Source organism: Knoellia sp. Soil729 (genome assembly GCF_001427985.1).
In the GTDB taxonomy this organism is placed as follows: Bacteria; Actinomycetota; Actinomycetes; order Actinomycetales; family Dermatophilaceae; genus Knoellia.
On record NZ_LMSA01000001.1, the window covers coordinates 671,491 to 689,078 of the forward strand.

Sequence of the window (17,588 nt, forward strand, 5' to 3'; positions counted from 1 at the left end):
GGCAGGAGCACCCAGGTGAAACCCGCACCGTTCGTGCACCACTCCCCGCACACCCTCGACGAAGCCGTCGAGACTCTCCGCGAGGTGGGGCACGACGGCAAGGTCCTCGCCGGGGGGCAGAGCCTGATCCCCGTCCTCAACATGCGCCTGGCCCAGCCGGCGCACCTCGTCGACATCAACCGGGTCGCCGGGCTGGACACCATCACGGTCACGGATCACTTCGTGCGCGTCGGTGCGACCGTGCGCCACGCCGCCCTCCAACGACACGACGACGCGTATGCCGTCCTCCCGGTTCTCCGTCAGGCGCTCAACAACGTGGCCCACCCGGCCATCCGCAACCGCGGCACCACCGTGGGCTCCATCGCCCACGCCGACGCCGCCGGCGAGATGCCCTCGATCGCTGTCCTCACCAACGCCGTGATGGAGGTGATCGGGCCCAAAGGCCGACGTGAGGTCGCTGCCGGCGACTTCTTCGAGGGCCCGCTCCAGACCGTGCTCGAGGCCGACGAGCTCCTCGAGGCGGTGCGCTTCGCCCGCTTCGGACCGTCGACCCGCACGGCCTTCCTCGAGTCCGCCCGACGCCATGGCGACTACGCCCTCGCCGGCGTGGGGGTGGCCGTGGACGTCGAGGGTGAGGGCAGTGACGCGGTCGTGCGAGGGGCGCGGGCGGCATACGTCTCCGTCACCGACATCCCCGTCGTCATCGACCTCACCGAAGTCGTTGCCGGACAGCGGATCTCGTCGAGCTGGGACGGCGTGGACGAGCTCGTCCAGGCCGGTATCGCTCCGGAGGCCGACATCCACGCCAGCAGTGACTACCGCCGAGTCCTCGCCGCAGAGCTCACCCGCCGAGCCCTCACAGGAGCCGTTTCATGACCACCGAAACCAGCAACACCACCGTCGAGGTGACCCTGAACGTCAACGGGGTCGCCCACACCCGCGAGGTGGAACCCCGCCGGCTGCTGTCGGACTTCCTGCGGCACGACCTGCGCCTGACCGGCACCCACGTCGGCTGCGAGCACGGCGTGTGCGGTACCTGCACCGTGCTCGTCGACGGCGACCCGATGCGCTCGTGCCTAATGTTCGCCGTGTCAGCCCAGGACGCCCGGATCACCACCGTCGAGGGCCTCGGCACGCAGGACGACATGGGTCCCGTGCAGCAGGCGTTCGTCGAGTGCCACGGCCTCCAGTGCGGTTTCTGCACACCGGGGTTCGTCACGACGATCACCGCCTTCATCGAGGAGAACCCCGACCCCACCAGCGAGGAGGCGCGCGAGGCGATCTCGGGCAACCTCTGCCGCTGCACCGGCTACCAGAACATCTGCAAGGCCGTGCTCCGAGCCGCCGAGATCAAGCGTGAAGGGGCGAACGGGGGCGACGGCGCATGAGCACCCGCCAGTTCGGCCAACCCGTCCAGCGCAAGGAGGACCCGCGCCTCGTCACCGGCAACGGGCGCTACCTCGACGACCTCGGGCAGGACGCCTACGAGGTGGCCTTCGTCCGCAGCCCGCACGCCCACGCGCGCATCACCGACATCGACGTCGACGAGGCAGTCGAGATCGACGGCGTCGTCGCGGTCTTCACGCATGAGGACCTCGACGGCCCGGCCGCCGACCGCCTGCCCCTGCTCATCCCCCACCCGAGCATCGAGGCCGGTCGCACCGGTTACCCGCTGGCCAAGGACGAGATCAACCACGTCGGTGAGGCCATCGTCATGGTGGTCGCCCGTGACCGCTACCTCGCCGAGGACGCGGCGCAGCGCATCGTCGTGACCTACGAGCTGCTGCCGCCCGTCGTCGGGATCGCGAAGTCGCGCGACGGCGAGCTCCTCGTGCACGACGACGCCCCCGGCAACGTCGCCGCCCATCTCCTCCAGGAGGTCGGCAACGTCGAGCCTGCCATGGCCGCGGCCCCGCACACCCTGACCCTCGACCTCGAGATCGAGCGCAGTGCGTGCATGCCGATGGAGGGCAAGGGCGTCCTCGCGCACTGGGACTCCGACGAGCAGCGCATGCGCATCCACTCGTCGACGCAGACCACGACCGGTGTGCGCGCTGCTGTCGCCGCCAAGCTCGCCCTGCCTCTGGCGCAGGTCGAGTGCATCGCCCCCGACGTGGGTGGTGGCTTCGGGGTCAAGATCATGCACCCGTGGCCCGAGGAGGTCCTCATCCCCTGGGCCTCGCGCAGGCTCAACCACGACGTGAAGTGGACCGAGGACCGGCGGGAGCACTTCACCTCGAGCGCGCACGAGCGCGGCCAGCTGCAGACCGTCACCGTCGGCTTCGACGACGACGGGCGGCTGCTCGCCCTCGACGTGAAGTTCTGGCACGACAACGGCGCCTACCTGCCCTACGGCGTCATCGTCCCGATCATCACCGCCACCCAGCTGCTCGGCCCCTACAAGCCGCAGAACTACCGCGTCGAGTTCTGGTCCATGTACACCAACACCGTTCTCGTGACGCCCTACCGGGGCGCCGGACGTCCGCAGGGGTGCTACGCCATGGAGCGCACGATGGACGCCATCGCGGCCGAGCTCGGCCTCGACCGCACCGAGGTCCGCTCCCGCAACTTCATCCAGCCCGAGGAGATGCCCTACGACCAGGGCCTGCTCTTCCAGGACGGGCGCCCGCTAAAGTACGACTCCGGTGACTTCCCCGCCTCCCTCGCCAAGCTCAAGGCGCTCGTGGGCTGGGACGACTTCCCGGCATACAAGAAGGAAGCCGAGGCACAGGGACGCAAGGTCGGACTCGGCATCGGTTGCTACGTCGAGGGCACCGGCGTCGGCCCCTATGAGGGCGGGCACGTGCACGTCGAGACCAGTGGTCGCGTCAACGTCGCCACGGGCCTCACGACCCAGGGCCAGGGCCACCAGACGATCCTCGCCCAGATCGTCGCCGACGAGCTCGGCGTCTCCATCGACGACGTCCACGTCACCACCGGTGACACCCGGCGCATGCCGTATGCCGTGGGGACCTTCGCCTCCCGCGGTGCGGTGATGTCGGGCAACGCCGTGGCCCTCGCGGCGCGCGCCGTGCGTGCCAAGGCCCTGCGGATCGCTGCCGACGCCCTCGAGGTGTCCGAGGACGACCTGCAGATCGAGGACGGGACGATCAGCGTCAAGGGCGCACCCCACGCGTCGATCGCCCTCTCGACCGTTGCCGTCATGTCCAACCCCCTGCGCTACGCCTTCGACGAGTCCGCCAAGGCCGCCACGCAGTTCGCCGGCACCTACGACCCCGACAAGCCGCCCATCGCCGACGACGACGAGCCGGGCCTGGAGGGCAAGGACTTCTACTCCCCCACACAGGCGACGTTCGCCAACGGCATGCACGCGGCCATCGTCGAGACCGACCCCGTCACCGCCGAGATCAAGATCCTGCGCTACTGCGTCGTCCACGACTGCGGCACCGTGGTCAACCCGATGATCGTCGAGGGGCAGGTCCACGGCGGCGTGGCCCAGGGCGTCGGAGGCGCGCTCTACGAGCGCATGGCCTACGACGAGAGCGGGCAGCTGCTCAACGCCTCGTTCATGGACTTCCTCATCCCCTACGCCTCCGAGGTTCCGCACATCGAGACCGACCACCTCGAGACGCCGTCCCCGCTGAACCCCCTGGGGATCAAGGGTGCCGGCGAGGCGGGCACGATCCCCGTGACCGCCACCATCGCCTCCGCGATCTCGGACGCCGAAGGCTTCGCGATCCGCTCGATGCCCATCAGTCCAGACGAGCTGTGGGACCTGCGCCGCCAGCGCGCCCTGGCCGCCACCTCCAGCAGCACTCCCGAGGAGCCCGCATGAACATCTCCGGCACCGCCACCATGGCTGCCTCCCCCGACCAGGTGTGGGCAGCCGTCCACGACCCAGCCGTTCTGGCCCGGTGCATCCCCGGGTGCCAGTCGCTACGGGAGCTCTCCCCCGGCAGCTACGCCATGACCGTCATGGCCGGAGTGGCAGCCATCAAGGGCTCCTACGACGGCCAGGTGGCGATCTCGGACGTCACCGAGCCCAGCGCGTTCGTCATGAAGGCCGAGGGCGCTGGCGCACCGGGCACCATCGCCACGACGGTCGACGTGAACCTCACTCCTGCTGATGGCGGCGGGACGTCGATCACCTATGAGGCGGACGCCCAGGTCGGCGGCCCCATCGGCGGTGTCGGTCAGCGCATGCTCGCCGGGGTCGCCCGCAAGATGGCCGGCCAGATGTTCACGTCCCTCGACGCCGACATCGCCGGGAAGCGCCCTGCCGCGCCCGAACCGGCAGCTGCCGGCGTGTCGCGTCCTGGAGAAGGGGAATCGGCGAGGTCGGGACAGCTGGCGGGCGGAGGGCAGACCGCTTCGTATGCTGGTGGGGCGCCCTCGTCCGCATGCGGACCGGGTCTCGTGCCCAGCGCCCTCCTCGGTGCCGGGATCGCTCTGGCCGGCGTGCTCGTCGGCTGGCTGATTGGAGGTCGTCGCTGATGCGTGCTCTCACTGCTGCTGCCATCCAGGTCGCACCGATCCGGGGTCCGCTGAGCCCCGAGGTCGTGCAGGCCAACATCGAGCGGTGCATCGACTTCGTGCGCCGCTGCGTGGTGGAGACCGACGCCGAGCTCGTCGTGCTGCCGGAGTCGGCGACGACCGGCTTCACGCCCGACTGCTCCGTCGAGGAGCTGTGGGACCTCGTCAGCGAGCTCCCCGGTGCCATGACCGAGCCCTTCCAAGAGGTGGCACGTGAGCTCGGAGTCGTCCTGTGCGTGGGGACCTACGAGCGCGGACCCCAGCGAGGAGTCGTCTACAACGCCTCGGTGCTCATCGACAGCGACGGTGCCCTGCTCGGCGTCTATCGCAAGACCCACCCGTTCTGCACCGAGGCCGTCGATGGTGGCGGCTGGGTGACCCCGGGCGACACGGTGACGGTGTGCGACACCGCGATCGGGCGCATCGGCATGATCATCTGCTTCGACGGCGACTACCCGGAGCTCTCCCGCATCCAGGCCGTGCAGGGCGCCGAGATCATCTGCCGCCCCTCTGCGCTGCTGCGCTCGGCCGACATCTGGGAGCTCACGTCCCGGGCGCGTGCCTATGACAACCACGTGTTCGTCATCGGCGCCAACGCGACCGGCATCGACCCCGCCGGGGTCATCTACTTCGGCAACAGCCACATCGTCACGCCCAACGCGACGATCATCGCCAAGGCCGCCTCGCACGAGGGCTGGGTGTCGGCACGGCTGGACCCCGAGACGGCACTGTCCTCGCTCACGCCCGGGTCCAACATCTCGCAGGGTTTCGACCACCTGCGCGACCGCAACCTCGACCTCATCCGCAACCACCGCGAGGAGCTCGAGTCGCCGGCGAAGACCTCCTTCGCGCACGGAGGCCCGCGCCGCGACCACAAGCCCGAAGGCAACTAGCAGCCGTCGAGAGTAGACAAAGTCCCGCCTCGAAGGGTCCGAGGCGGGACTTTGTCTACTCTCGACAGCTGCTCCACTGGGTTGGCTAAGTCTGGCTAAGGCCGCGCTAGAATCGGTGCATGCCCACTCAGGTCAACGTCCACGAGGCGAAGTCACAGCTGTCCAAGCTCATCGAGAAGGTCCTTGCCGGTGAGCAGGTGACGATCGCCCGCGCCGGCAAGCCCGTGGTCGACCTCGTCGTGCACGAGGAGCCCAAGATCGTCTTCGGGGTCGAGGGCTGGATCGGAGTCGAGTACGACGACGACGTTGTGGAAGGAATCGACCCAGACATCCAAGAGATGTTCTATGGCAAGGACTGGGACAAGTGATTCTGCTCGACTCCAATGCCCTGCTCTGGCTCATCACCCGTGACGGCCGGCTCGGGTCAGCCGCTCAGGGCATGCTCGCTGCCGCCGCAACGCCGGCCTTCTTCTCACCCATCAGCGTCGTGGAGCTCACCATCAAGCAGATGCTGAGCAAGCTCCAGCTCATGGGGCCACTCAGCGACGCCTCTTTCGCGGCAGGCCTGCGCGAGTTGCCTCTCACCGCGCCGCACGCAGAGGGCATCGCGGGCTTTCCAATGTTGGTTCGACACGACCCTTTCGATCGGATGCTGCTGGCTCAGGCACAGGTCGAGGGCATGCGCCTCCTGACGTCCGATCGAACGCTGCTCGCCGCTGCGCCGGACCTGACGATCGACGCACGCGCCTGAGCCCCCGTCGCCGGCCCGGCCCTTGGCGGGTTCTGAGGCGATATCCCCGATCCGTTGGCAGGGATTGACAAGGCGAGCAACCGGCATACCGGGCTTGAATCTCTCCCATGGCGCAACGACGGATCAGAATCGGCATCGACACGGGCGGGACGTTCACGGACGTCGTGGCTTTCGACGAGGACTCGGGTGAGCTCGTCACCACGAAGACCCCGAGCACCCCCAGCAACCCCGCGGATGGCTTCATCAACGGCATCGACAAAGTGCTTGGACTCATGGGGGCGGCCGGTGACGACATCACCGCGGTCTGCCATGGCACGACCGTCGCGACCAACAAGCTCCTCGAGGGCAAGGTCGAGCAGCTCGGGTTCATCACGACCGAGGGCTACGAGTTCATGCTCGAGATCGCCCGCCAGGCGGTGCCCGACGGTTACGGCAACTCCTACTTCTGGGTCAAGCCGCCGCGCATCGTCGCCGCCGACCACGTGCGCACGGTCGGTGGGCGGATGGACTTCGAGGGCAACGAGATCCGCCCCTTCGACGAGGAGAGCGCTGTCGCGGCGGCCCGCTGGTTCAAGGAGCGCGGCATCACGACGATCGGCGTCTGCTTCCTGCACTCGTATGCCGCGGACGACCACGAGCTGCGGATGCGCGAGATCCTGCGCGCCGAGCACCCCGAGGCCATCGTGTCGATCTCGAGCGAGGTGCTGCGCGAGTACCGCGAGTACGAGCGCTCCATGACGACGCTGGTCGACGCCGCGGTCAAGCCCAACGTCAGCCGCTACGTCAGCAACATCCACAGCCGCCTCGAGGGCTTCACCGGCGGCTCGGGACGCGAGATCCCCTTCTACATCATGAAGTCCAACGGTGGCGTGCTCTCCGCCGACGAGGTCGTGCACCAGCCGATCACCACCGTCCTGTCGGGTCCGGCTGCCGGCGCCCTCGGTGCCGCGCTCATCGCCCAGAAGGCCGGCTTCGACAAGGTCCTCACCTGCGACGGCGGCGGGACCTCCACCGACGTCTCGGTCGTCCTCGGCGGCGAGCCGACCCTGACCACCGAGGGCACCGTGGGTGCCTACCCGAGCAAGATCCCGATGATCGACGTCGTGACCGTCGGCGCCGGCGGGGGCTCCATCGCGTGGGTCTCGCCCGAGGGTGCGCTCAAGGTCGGTCCGCACTCGGCCGGTGCCGACCCGGGCCCGCTCTGCTACGGCAAGGGTGGCGCGAACCCGACGATCACCGACGCCCACGTGACGCTCGGCCGCATCCCCGCGCACCTCCTCGGCGGCGAGATCCCGCTCGACGTGGACGCCGCGCGGACCGGGATCGAGTCACTGGCCGGCAAGCTCGGCCTCGACTTCGAACGCTGCGCCACCGGAATCCTCGAGATCTCCGCCTGGAACCAGGCCAACGCCCTGCGCCAGGTCTCGGTCAAGCGCGGGCTCGACGTGCGTGACTTCATGCTCACGACGTTCGGTGGCTCGGGCTCGCTCCTCGCGTGCCTGCTCGTCGACATCCTCGACCTCGCCGGCGTCGTCGTCCCGCAGAACCCGGGCAACGTCAGCGCCTTCGGCCTGCTCACCGTGGACGTCAAGAACGACTACGTGCAGACCCAGGTGGCCAAGCAGTCCGCCCTCGACTTCGCCGCCATCGAGAAGACCTTCACGTCGCTCACCGAGCGCGCGGCGGCCGCCCTCGCCAAGGAGGGCTTCGCGGCCGAGGATCACCAGTTCACCCGCACGGTCGACCTGCGCTACTTCGGGCAGGCCTACGAGGTGCGGGTCACCGCGCCGACCGATGTCGCCGTGGACGAGTCGTATGCCGACGCCGTCGCCCAGGCGTTCCACGACGCCCACCACCAGCTGTACGGCTACGACTTCCGGACCGACCCCACCCAGCAGGTCGAGTGGGTCAACCTGCGCGTCACGGGAGTGGGACCCATCACCCGCCCCGAGCTGCGCGAGATCGACGCGGCCGACGCCGGCGACGGTGGATCGGTCGAGGAGCGAGCACAGCGCTCGACCCGCCAGGTCTGCTTCGACGCCGACCACGGCTACGTCGAAACGGGCGTCTGGTGGCGACCTGACCTGCGGGCCGGCGACACCATCACCGGTCCGGCCGTCATCGAGGAGTTCGGCTCGACCGTCCCCGTCCACCCCGGCTTCACCGTCACGGTCGACGCCTTCGGCAACCTCGTCATCACCAAGGAGGACAAGTGAGCACCACGACTGTGGAGCCCCAGGCAGCACCGGTGAACCCCGCGGGCCTGCCCACGGCATACGAGCACGGAAAGCGCCTCACCGCGCCCGGCAGCACCGTCGACCCGATCCTCGTCGAGATCGTCCAGGGAACCCTGGCGAGCGTCGAGATGGAGGTCGAGACCGCGATCGCGCGCACCAGCCGCTCCCCCATGATCCGCGACGCGCACGACTTCCGCGCCGGCATCCACGACCGCCAGCTGCGCAAGCTCACCGGGCGCTCCTACTCGGCCCTCGTGCACCCCATCGTGCGCGACTTCCCGCTGGAGGAGATGCACGAGGGTGACGTCTTCTTCCACAACGACGTCTACGAGTCCGAGGGTGGCATCGGCCACCTGCCCGACCTCTGCGTCACCGTGCCCGTCTTCCACGACGGTGCCGTCGTCGCGTTCGTCCAGGCCTTCGGTCACCACGACGACATCGGCGGCGCGGTGCCCGGGTCGATGCCGAGCCACGCGACCAGCGTCCACGAGGAGGGCCTGTCCGTCCCGCCGATCAAGCTGTGGGACGCCGGCGTCCCCAACAAGGCCGCGCTGCGGATCATGACGCGCAACTCGCGCATGCCCGACAGCCTCGCCGCCGACCTCGACGCCGAGTGCTCGGCCTGCCTCATGGGCGCACGACGGCTCTCCGACCTCTTCGCGCGCTACGGCCGCGACGAGATCGAGACCGCGTTCGACGCGATCCTCGACAGCACCCAGGAGACCTACCGCCGCGAGATCCTCAGCAAGATCCCCGAGGGCACGTATGTCTGGGAGGACTACGCCGAGCACGACGGCGTCGACGAGCCGATGCTGCACACCCAGCGCATCACGCTGACCAAGGTCGACGACGCACCGGCCGACCCGGAGACCAACTTCGCCGGCGGTGCCCGCCTCATCGTGGACTTCACCGGCACCGCGCCCCAGGCCAAGGGCCCGATCAACCACTGCGGCGACTACGTCGGTGGCAACTTCCTCAAGAAGTGGCTCGCGCCCATCCTGCGCAACCTTGCCGACACCCCCGAGCGGATGGCCGAGCTCGACGTCAACGAGGGCATCGTGCCCCTCATCGAGATGCGCTTCCCGGAGAAGGGCACCTTGCTCACGCCGATCTACCCGGCGCCGACCAACGCCCGCACCTTCGTCATCCTGCGACTGCTCGGCGTCCTGTCCGGCGTGGTCGCCAAGGCGGTCGACGGCCAGATGCCTGCCGACCAGGAGACGATCCGCTACACCGGCGTCTACGGCAAGGACCGCGACGGCAACGACTACCTCATGCGTGAGGTGCTCGGCGGCGGCTCCGGCGGTCGCTACTACGCCGACGGCGAGGACACCATCCACGTCGTGCCCGACTCCCGCAACCTGCCGAGCGAGTTCACCGAGTCACGCTTCCCGTTCCTCGTCGAGCGCCTCGGGCTCGCGGTGGACTCCGGTGGTGCGGGCCGCTATCGGGGTGGACTGGGCTACGAGAAGCACATTCGCATGCTCCAGGACGCGAACTTCATGTCGATCGCCGACCGCTCGATCCTCGCCTGCTGGGGAGTCAAGGGCGGCAAGGCCGGTATGCCGTTCCACGTCACCATCGACGTGGGCGGGCCCGACGAACGGGTCGTCGACGCCCTCGCCGACGCCGAGCCGGTCAAGGCGGGACAGCTCATCCGGATCCGCACCACCGGTGGCGGTGGCTGGGGCGATCCTCTCGAGCGCCCGCTGGACGAGGTCGAACGCGACCTGCGCTGGGGCAAGGTGTCCCTCGAAGGTGCGCGGACGGCATACGGCGTCGTCGCCTCGGGCGGCAAGGACGACGTGAGCATCGACGTCGACGCGAGCGAGGCGCTGCGGGCGCAGCTGCGCGAGGAGCGCGGCGAGGAGCCGTTCTTCGACCGCGGCCCCGGCTACGCCCGGCTCGCGGACGGCGCTCTCGCCAGCGAGTACGACTGGATGTGAGATGGACCTGACCGAGGTGCTCGTCATCGGCGCGGCCGGCAAGACCGGCCGTGCCGTGTCGAGAGCCCTGGTCGGGCGCGGAGTGACCGTCCGAGCTGCGGTGCGTCCGGGGTCGACAAGCCCCGTGTATGCCGCGGGGCAGGTTCGCGCTGTCCCGCTCGACCTGGTCACCGGGGAGGGACTGGGAGCGGCCATGACGGGAGTCGCGGGCGTCTACCACCTCGCACCCAACGTCCACCCGGACGAGGTGGCGATGGCCGAGCGTGTGGCCGAGGCTGCTGCCACAGAGGGGGTTTCGCGGTTCGTCTTCCACTCCGTGCTGCACCCGGACGATACCTCGATGCCGCATCACGTCCGCAAGGGGAAGGCGGAGCGGGCGATCCGTGCGCGTCTGGAGACCGCCACGATCCTGCGCCCGGCGGCATACGCGCAGAACCTCGAGTCAGCCGCGCGAGCCGGACGGATGGGGGTGCCCTACTCGGTGGACACCCCGTTCACGAACGTCGACCTCGAGGACGTGGCCGAGGTTGCGGCCCGCATCCTGACCGAGGAGGGTCACGCAGGTGAGGCCTACGACCTCGCCGGACCCGAGCGGCTCAGTGTGCGTCAGCTGGCGCAGGTGGCCTCCGAGGTCTTGGGACATCCGGTGGTTGCGGTGACCCAGTCACGCGAGGACTGGGTGGCCGGGCCCGGGGCCGGACTGCCGGCGCAGGCACGCGACGACCTGGTGGCGATGTTCCGGACCTACGACCGCGAGGGTTCGTCGGAGACCCCGCGACCCTGGGCTCGCTGCTGGAGCGCGAGCCCAGGACCTGGCGGGAAACCCTCAGTAGCTGAGCTCGTCAGTTCGGGACGATGACGCCGCACAGCGCGGGGTCGGTGGCCTCGGTCGGCAGCGACGGGTCAAGGTCGCTCGCGGTGGCGCCGTCGTAGGCACCGTTGTGGTTGTGGTCGACACCGTGGATCACGATGACGGCCTCACCACGGGTGACCGCCTTCGCGACGTCCTGCGAGACCTTGATCTGGCCGCGCTCGTAGGTCAGGTTGCCCTGGGGCGCGGTGTCGAACCGGTCGATGGCCAAGGCGCTCGCCGGGCTGGTGTCGCCCGTCTTGGTCAACGACACGCGGACGGGACCGTAGGCGGGCGCGCCCTCGGAGGTGTTGAGGGTGTTGCTTGCGTCGAGGTCGTCCGAGGCGGCCGGGCACTCGTGCCGGGCGTCCGCACCGAAGTGGATGTGCGCTGCGTGCGGTGCGTCCGCGAGCAGCCCCGATGCGGCCATGGCGATGTCGATGCGCGTGCCGCGCACGGTGACCAGAGCAGTGCCGCTTCCGTCGACACCGTTGAGCGCGACCGGCTGGAGGGAGGCGGTGAGGTCGCCACTGTTCGCCGTGGCGGTGGTCGCGGCGACGACGGTGAGCGAGGACGCGAGGATGCCGGCGGCCAGGACGGCCTTGGTGGTGCGGGAGATGGTGCGCATGACTGCTCCAGGGGGGAGGTGCCGCGAGCTCATCGTCGGGCTCGCTGTGCATCTGCTCTTCGGAGCCGACGATGCAGGTGGATTGCCTGCCTCGAGGCCGCCGGTGGCACCATGAGCCGGTGACCAACCACCAGAGCTTCCTCGACCGTGCGGTCGACCTCGCGATCACCAACGTCGCCGGCGGCGGTGGACCGTTCGGAGCGGTCGTCGTGAGGGACGGCGTCGTCCTCGGCGAGGGCGCCAACAGCGTGACCACCACGCTCGACCCGACCGCGCACGCCGAGGTCGTCGCGATCCGTGCCGCCTGCCGGGAGGTCGGGGACTTCGCGCTCGTCGGGGCGACGATCTATGCCTCGTGCGAGCCCTGCCCGCTCTGCCTCTCTGCCGCGCTGTGGTCCAGAGTCGACGCCGTCGTCCACGCGGCCGACCAGCACGCCGCAGCGGAAGCCGGCTTCGACGACGCCGTCTTCCACGGACTCCTCGACCCGTCGTCGGACCTCGCTGCCTGGCCGCTGCGACGCCTCCACGTCCCCACCCCACGCTCGCACGAGCCCTTCGACGCCTGGGCCGGGAGGGCTGACCGCACGGCCTACTGACACCTCTCGTATGCCGGCCGCCCACCTGTCGTCCCCGCATCACACCTGGTCGCACACACGGCATACGGCATGGGTTTGGCAGAAGGTGACACCGTGGGCCGCTCGACTTGCCATGACCTGACCGATCCCCTGACCCGTCCCGCTCCCTAGGCTCGACGCATGACCGGCCCCCTCCAGGACATCACCGTCGTTGACCTCTCCCGAGCCCTCGCTGGCCCACACGCCGCGATGATGCTGGGAGACATGGGCGCTCGCGTCATCAAGGTCGAGAGCCCGGGCAAGGGTGACGACACCCGCGGCTGGGGGCCTCCGTTCGTCGGGCCAGAGGACGACCCCATCTCGACCTACTTCCTCAGCGCCAACCGCAACAAGGAGTCGATCACCCTCGACCTCAAGGCCGACGACGGCCGGGACGTCCTCACCAGGCTCGTGCAGCGCGCCGACGTCCTCATCGAGAACTTCCGGCCCGGCGTCATGGACCGACTGGGCTTCTCCAACGATGCCCTCCACGAGCTCAACCCGCGCCTCGTCATCCTCTCGATCAGCGGTTTCGGCCACGACGGACCGCAGGGCGGCCGCGCCGGCTACGACCAGATCGCGCAGGGCGAGGCGGGACTCATGTCGGTCACGGGTCCTGGTCCGGACAACCCGCAGCGCGTGGGGGTGCCCATCGGCGACCTCCTCGCGGGCATGTACGGCGCCTATGGCGTCGTCGCCGCCCTGCACGAGCGCAACACCACCGGCACGGGCCGGGTCGTGCGGACCTCGCTGCTGGCCGCGGTCGTCGGGTCGCACGCCATGCACGGCACGGCTTACACCGTTGCCGGCCACGTCGGGCACGCGCAGGGCAACCAGCACCCGAGCATCTCCCCCTACGGCCTCTTCCACTGTGCCGACGGGGACGTGCAGGTCGCCTGCGGCTCGGAGTCCCTCTGGGTCAAGCTCGCCGAGGGCTTCGGCATCAACCCAGCAGCCGAGGGCATGGCCACCAACCGCGAACGCATTGCCAACCGCGAGCGGGTTGCCGAGACGGTCAACGAGGCCTTCAGCCAGTGGCGCCTCGACGACCTGCTCCCACGCCTCGCCGAGCTCGGCGTCCCGTCGGGCGAGGTGCGCACCATCGACCGCGTCTATGACTGGGACCAGACCCGCTCCCAGGGGCTCGTCCTCGACGTCGACCACCCGGTGCTCGGCTCGATCGAGATCCCCGGTCCGCCGATCCGCTTCGACGACAATGCTTTTGCCGGCGGTCGTGAGACCCACCTGGCGCCCCCGCTGCTCGGGCAGCACAACGACAGCGTCCGCGCCTGGCTCGCCGAGGAGGACCCGAAGTGAGTCCGAAGCCGGTCCGCCTGACGTCGAGCCAGCTCATCTCCGCGGTCCTCGACGACGACACCTGGCAGAGCTGGGACGAGACCCCTCTCACCGTGGCCGAGGAGGGCAGCACCTATGCCGCCGAGCTGGCCGCCGCCGCCGAGAAGTCGGGGGTCGACGAGTCAATCGTCACGGGCGAGGGCCGCATCGGTGGTCACCGGGTCGCGGTCATCGCCGGGGAGTTCACCTTCCTCGCAGGGAGCATCGGTGTCGCCGCCGCCGAGCGCATCGTCCTCGCCTTCGAACGCGCCACTCGCGAGCGCCTGCCGCTGTTCGCGGCCCCGGCATCGGGTGGCACGCGCATGCAGGAGGGCACGCCGGCCTTCGTGACGATGGTCAAGATCTCCGCCGCCGTCGCGGCCTACAAGCAGGAGCACCTGCCCTACATCACCTACCTGCGCCACCCGACCACCGGCGGGGTCTTCGCCTCGTGGGGCTCGCTCGGCCACGTCACCGTCGGCGAACCGGGCGCGACCATCGGCTTCCTCGGGGCCCGGGTCTTCGAGGCCCTCTATGGGCAGCCGTTCCCGGAGGACGTCCAGACCGCCGAGAACCTCTTTGCCCACGGCCTGCTCGATGCGGTCCTCCCGGTCGAGCTCCTCACCGCGACGGCGGTGCGCTTCCTCGACCTCGTGCTCGCTCCTCACGACTCCAGCCCCGCACCCGAGGTCCCGCGCGAGCCCCTGCCCGACATCCCCGCCTGGGACTCGATCACCCGCTCACGCAACCCCGACAGGCCGGGAGTGCGCGCCCTCCTCAAGCTCGGCGCCACCGACGTCCTGCCCCTGTTCGGCACTGGTGCCGGCGAGTGGGACCGCTCCCTCTTCCTCGCGCTGGCCCGGTTCGAGGGCACGCCGTGCGTCGTGCTCGGCCAGGACCGTCGTGGCGAGCAGACCGAGGCGCCGCTCGGACCCTCCGGGCTGCGGGTCGCCCGCCGCGGGATGAAGCTCGCGACCGAGCTCAACCTGCCCCTCGTGAGCATCATCGACACGGCCGGTGCAGCGCTGTCCAAGGAGGCCGAGGAGGGCGGCATGGCCGGCGAGATCGCCCGCTGCCTGTCCGAGCTCGTCGTCCTCGAGGTGCCCACCGTGTGCGTCCTGCTCGGCCAGGGCACCGGCGGCGGCGCCCTCGCCCTCATGCCCGCCGACCGGGTCATCAGCGCGCAGCACTCGTGGCTCTCTCCGCTGCCACCCGAAGGCGCGTCAGCGATCCTGTACCGCACTCCCGACCGGGCGCCCGAGCTCGCCGAGCGCCAGCGCGTCCGCTCCCTCGACCTGCTCCGGGACGGGATCATCGACCGCATCGTGGCCGAGCACCCCGACGCAGCCCAGGAGCCGGAGGCGTTCTGCCAGCGCATGGGCCAGGCGATCCGGCACGAGCTCGCGGACCTCGGCGACCAGGATCGGGTGCAGCGGCTCGGAGACCGACACGCGCGCTACCGCCGTCTCGGGACCGAGCCGGTGCGTCACTGAGTCCGGCAAGGCGTCACAACTGACAAAGGCAGGCGTGTTGCCTGTCAGGTGATGCCAACGCCGGGCCCCAGCGCTCTCCATAGGCTCGCCGCAACGGCATACAACGAAGGTGTGCCGACCCGACCAGGAGGGAAGCGCGTGCGAGTTCTCGTTGCACTCGGAGGGAACGCCATGACCTCGTCGGAGGGGTCGGCGCACCCGGCCGACCAGGTGCGCGCGATCACCGAGGCCATGGAGCACGTGGCCGAGCTTGTCGCCGCAGGGCACGACGTCGTCCTCACCCACGGCAACGGTCCGCAGGTGGGCAACCTGCTCGTCAAGAACGAGCTCGCGGCGCTGGTCGTGCCGCCCGTACCGCTCGACTGGTGCGGCGCCCAGACCCAGGGGACGATCGGCTTCACGATGCTCGACGCCCTCGAGCCGGCACTGGCCCGGCGCAGCGTGCAGCGTCCCGTGGCCGCGCTGGTGACCCGCACGCTCGTCGACGCCGACGACCCGCACTTCCGGAAGCCGACGAAGCCGATCGGGCGCTACCTCAGCGCCGACGAGGCGCAGCCGATGATCGACCACGGCCAGACCTGGGAGGACCGCGGCGACAAGGGATGGCGCCGCGTCGTGGCCTCGCCCGAGCCCAAGGAGATCCTCGACCTCCCGGCCATCCGGGCCCTGGTCGAGACCGGCCACGTCGTTGTCGCCGCCGGCGGTGGCGGCATCCCGGTCGTGCGGAAGGCCGACGGCAGCCTGCACGGCGTCGAGGCCGTCATCGACAAGGACCTCTCGGCCGCGCTGCTCGCGCAGGAGCTCGGGTGCGACATCCTCATCATCGCGACCGACGTCGACGCGGCCATGGTCGACTACGGCACTGCGCAGCAGCGCCCGCTCGGCGTCACCTCGCTCGCCGAGATGCAGGAGCACGCCGCCGAGGGCCAGTTCGCGTCGGGGTCCATGGGCCCCAAGGTCAACGCCGCGATGGCCTTCGCCGAGTCGGGTGGCCGCAGCATCATCACCTCGCTCGCCCACATCACCGACGCCGTCGAGCGCGAGTTCGGCACCGTCATCGACCCCAGCCCCATGAACTAACACAACCTGATCCCACCGCCTGACAACGAAGTCCCACACTGAAAGGTCCAGCCGTGCCAGAAGCCATTGAGGTCCGCAAGGTCCCGCTCCACAGCGTCTCCGACGCCTCCGAGCTGGGAAAGCTCATCGACGACGGGGTCATGGAGGCCAGCCGCGTCATCGCCATCATCGGCAAGACCGAGGGCAACGGTGGCGTCAACGACTACACCCGCATCATCGCCGACCGGGCCTTCCGTGAGGTGCTCATCGAGAAGGGCGCACCCGCGGACCAGGTCAAGCAGGTCCCGATCGTCTGGTCGGGCGGCACGGACGGCATCATCAGCCCCCACGCCACCATCTTCGCGACCGTGCCGGCCGAGAAGGCCGAGCAGACCGACGAGCCGCGGCTCACTGTCGGTTTCGCCATGAGCGAGGCGATCCTGCCCGAGGAGATCGGCTACGTCGGGATGATCACCAAGGTCGCCGACGCAGTGAAGGTCGCCATGGAGCGGGCCGGCATCACCGACCCCAAGGACGTGCACTACGTCCAGACCAAGACCCCGCTGCTGACGATCCACACGATCCGCGACGCCGAGTCGCGCGGCAAGAAGGTCTGGACCCACCACACCCACGAGTCGATGGACCTCTCCAACGGCACCACCGGCCTCGGCATCGCCGTCGCCCTCGGCGAGATCGAGATGCCGACCGACGCGGACGTCATGGAGAACCGCGACCTGTACTCGTCGGTGGCCTCCTGCTCCTCGGGCGTCGAGCTCGACCAGGCGCAGGTCGTCGTCGTCGGCAACGCGAAGGGTGTCGGCGGTCGCTACCGCATCGGCCACTCGGTCATGCGCGACGCCCTCGACGCGGACGGTATCTGGTCGGCGATCAAGGACGCCGGGCTGGAGCTGCCCGAGCGCCCGCACACGAGCGACATCAAGGGCCGGCTCGTCAACGTCTTCCTCAAGTGCGAGGTCAGCCAGGACGGCGAGGTCCGCGGTCGCCGCAACGCGATGCTCGACGACTCCGACGTGCACTGGCACCGCCAGATCAAGTCGGCTGTCGGTGGCGTCACGGCCTCGGTGACGGGTGACCCGGCCGTGTTCGTGTCGGTCTCGGCCGCCCACCAGGGCCCCGACGGTGGTGGCCCCGTGGCCGCGATCGTCGACCTCGGCGAGGGCGAGCCCACGGGTTACGCCGCTCCGGGAGCCCCGTCGGCCTGACCCAGCTTGTGCTCCCCATGAGGGAACGTCGAGGGCCCGGATGGTTTCTTTCCATCCGGGCCCTC

General features: G+C 69.8%; 16 protein-coding genes. 15 read left to right on the plus strand and 1 reads right to left on the minus strand.

Annotated features, from left to right (window positions below; all coding sequences use genetic code 11):
- The first annotated feature begins 15 nt into the window (after positions 1-15).
- The 10 genes from ASG74_RS03055 to ASG74_RS03100 all read left to right on the plus strand — a co-directional run bounded on the left by ASG74_RS03055 (position 16) and on the right by ASG74_RS03100 (position 11,180).
- Positions 16-876 (plus strand): FAD binding domain-containing protein, encoded by an 861-nt coding sequence (locus ASG74_RS03055; protein WP_056138826.1) that lies wholly within the window; start codon positions 16-18, stop codon positions 874-876.
- Positions 873-1,388, plus strand: a complete 516-nt coding sequence (locus ASG74_RS03060) for a (2Fe-2S)-binding protein (protein WP_056138827.1) — start codon at positions 873-875, stop codon at positions 1,386-1,388. The genes ASG74_RS03055 and ASG74_RS03060 overlap by 4 nt, the downstream gene beginning before the upstream one ends.
- Positions 1,385-3,796, plus strand: coding sequence for an aerobic carbon-monoxide dehydrogenase large subunit (gene cutA, locus ASG74_RS03065; RefSeq protein WP_056138829.1), 2,412 nt, complete (start codon positions 1,385-1,387; stop codon positions 3,794-3,796). The genes ASG74_RS03060 and cutA overlap by 4 nt, the downstream gene beginning before the upstream one ends.
- Positions 3,793-4,455, plus strand: a complete 663-nt coding sequence (locus ASG74_RS03070; protein WP_056138832.1) for an SRPBCC family protein — start codon at positions 3,793-3,795, stop codon at positions 4,453-4,455. Before cutA ends, ASG74_RS03070 begins: the two co-directional genes overlap by 4 nt.
- The gene (locus ASG74_RS03075) at positions 4,455-5,387 is read left to right on the plus strand and encodes a carbon-nitrogen hydrolase family protein (RefSeq protein ID WP_056138833.1); all 933 of its coding nucleotides are present in this window, start codon (positions 4,455-4,457) and stop codon (positions 5,385-5,387) included. Before ASG74_RS03070 ends, ASG74_RS03075 begins: the two co-directional genes overlap by 1 nt.
- Before the next feature lie 119 nt (positions 5,388-5,506).
- Positions 5,507-5,755 carry a type II toxin-antitoxin system Phd/YefM family antitoxin gene (locus ASG74_RS03080; protein WP_056138835.1) on the plus strand — a complete coding sequence of 83 codons (249 nt, stop codon included), beginning with the start codon at positions 5,507-5,509 and terminating at the stop codon, positions 5,753-5,755.
- Positions 5,752-6,138 (plus strand): type II toxin-antitoxin system VapC family toxin, encoded by a 387-nt coding sequence (locus ASG74_RS03085; RefSeq protein ID WP_056138837.1) that lies wholly within the window; start codon positions 5,752-5,754, stop codon positions 6,136-6,138. The genes ASG74_RS03080 and ASG74_RS03085 overlap by 4 nt, the downstream gene beginning before the upstream one ends.
- Positions 6,139-6,245: 107 nt before the next feature.
- Positions 6,246-8,354, plus strand: coding sequence for a hydantoinase/oxoprolinase family protein (locus ASG74_RS03090; protein ID WP_056138839.1), 2,109 nt, complete (start codon positions 6,246-6,248; stop codon positions 8,352-8,354).
- A complete protein-coding gene (locus ASG74_RS03095; protein WP_235498784.1) occupies positions 8,351-10,321 on the plus strand; it encodes a hydantoinase B/oxoprolinase family protein in 1,971 nt (656 codons plus the stop codon). Before ASG74_RS03090 ends, ASG74_RS03095 begins: the two co-directional genes overlap by 4 nt.
- A 1-nt stretch (position 10,322) precedes the next feature.
- Positions 10,323-11,180 (plus strand): NmrA family NAD(P)-binding protein, encoded by an 858-nt coding sequence (locus ASG74_RS03100; RefSeq protein WP_235498786.1) that lies wholly within the window; start codon positions 10,323-10,325, stop codon positions 11,178-11,180.
- On the opposite strand, the gene ASG74_RS03105 is transcribed toward ASG74_RS03100, so the two are convergent.
- Positions 11,164-11,799: a hypothetical protein gene (locus ASG74_RS03105; RefSeq protein ID WP_056138841.1), complete on the minus strand. Its 636-nt coding sequence runs from the start codon at positions 11,797-11,799 to the stop codon at positions 11,164-11,166. The two genes, ASG74_RS03100 and ASG74_RS03105, sit on opposite strands and share 17 nt — an antisense overlap.
- A 119-nt stretch (positions 11,800-11,918) precedes the next feature.
- Between ASG74_RS03105 and ASG74_RS03110 the strand changes: the two genes are divergently transcribed.
- The 5 genes from ASG74_RS03110 (at position 11,919) to ASG74_RS03130 (ending at position 17,523) form a co-directional block, all read left to right on the plus strand.
- A complete protein-coding gene (locus tag ASG74_RS03110) occupies positions 11,919-12,395 on the plus strand; it encodes a nucleoside deaminase (protein WP_235498787.1) in 477 nt (158 codons plus the stop codon).
- 159 nt (positions 12,396-12,554) lie between these two features.
- A complete protein-coding gene (locus ASG74_RS03115) occupies positions 12,555-13,730 on the plus strand; it encodes a CaiB/BaiF CoA transferase family protein (RefSeq protein ID WP_056138844.1) in 1,176 nt (391 codons plus the stop codon).
- On the plus strand, positions 13,727-15,241 hold the full coding sequence (locus ASG74_RS03120; RefSeq protein ID WP_056138846.1) for an acetyl-coenzyme A carboxylase carboxyl transferase subunits beta/alpha: 1,515 nt from the start codon (positions 13,727-13,729) through the stop codon (positions 15,239-15,241). Before ASG74_RS03115 ends, ASG74_RS03120 begins: the two co-directional genes overlap by 4 nt.
- A 51-nt stretch (positions 15,242-15,292) precedes the next feature.
- Positions 15,293-16,321, plus strand: coding sequence for a carbamate kinase (locus ASG74_RS03125; RefSeq protein WP_082569473.1), 1,029 nt, complete (start codon positions 15,293-15,295; stop codon positions 16,319-16,321).
- A 53-nt stretch (positions 16,322-16,374) separates the two neighbouring features.
- On the plus strand, positions 16,375-17,523 hold the full coding sequence (locus ASG74_RS03130) for a ring-opening amidohydrolase (protein ID WP_056138850.1): 1,149 nt from the start codon (positions 16,375-16,377) through the stop codon (positions 17,521-17,523).
- Positions 17,524-17,588: the final 65 nt, after the last annotated feature.

Excerpts from the sequence above, each read along its gene's own strand:
- ASG74_RS03060 (WP_056138827.1), top strand. The coding sequence starts at position 873 with ATGACCACCGAAACCAGCAACACCACCGTCGAGGTGACCCTGAACGTC.
- cutA (WP_056138829.1), top strand. The coding sequence starts at position 1,385 with ATGAGCACCCGCCAGTTCGGCCAACCCGTCCAGCGCAAGGAGGACCCG.
- ASG74_RS03070 (WP_056138832.1), top strand. The coding sequence starts at position 3,793 with ATGAACATCTCCGGCACCGCCACCATGGCTGCCTCCCCCGACCAGGTG.
- ASG74_RS03075 (WP_056138833.1), top strand. The coding sequence starts at position 4,455 with ATGCGTGCTCTCACTGCTGCTGCCATCCAGGTCGCACCGATCCGGGGT.
- ASG74_RS03080 (WP_056138835.1), top strand. The coding sequence starts at position 5,507 with ATGCCCACTCAGGTCAACGTCCACGAGGCGAAGTCACAGCTGTCCAAG.
- ASG74_RS03090 (WP_056138839.1), top strand. The coding sequence starts at position 6,246 with ATGGCGCAACGACGGATCAGAATCGGCATCGACACGGGCGGGACGTTC.
- ASG74_RS03100 (WP_235498786.1), top strand. The coding sequence starts at position 10,323 with ATGGACCTGACCGAGGTGCTCGTCATCGGCGCGGCCGGCAAGACCGGC.
- ASG74_RS03105 (WP_056138841.1), bottom strand. The coding sequence starts at position 11,799 with ATGCGCACCATCTCCCGCACCACCAAGGCCGTCCTGGCCGCCGGCATC.
- ASG74_RS03115 (WP_056138844.1), top strand. The coding sequence starts at position 12,555 with ATGACCGGCCCCCTCCAGGACATCACCGTCGTTGACCTCTCCCGAGCC.
- ASG74_RS03125 (WP_082569473.1), top strand. The coding sequence starts at position 15,293 with ATGCCAACGCCGGGCCCCAGCGCTCTCCATAGGCTCGCCGCAACGGCA.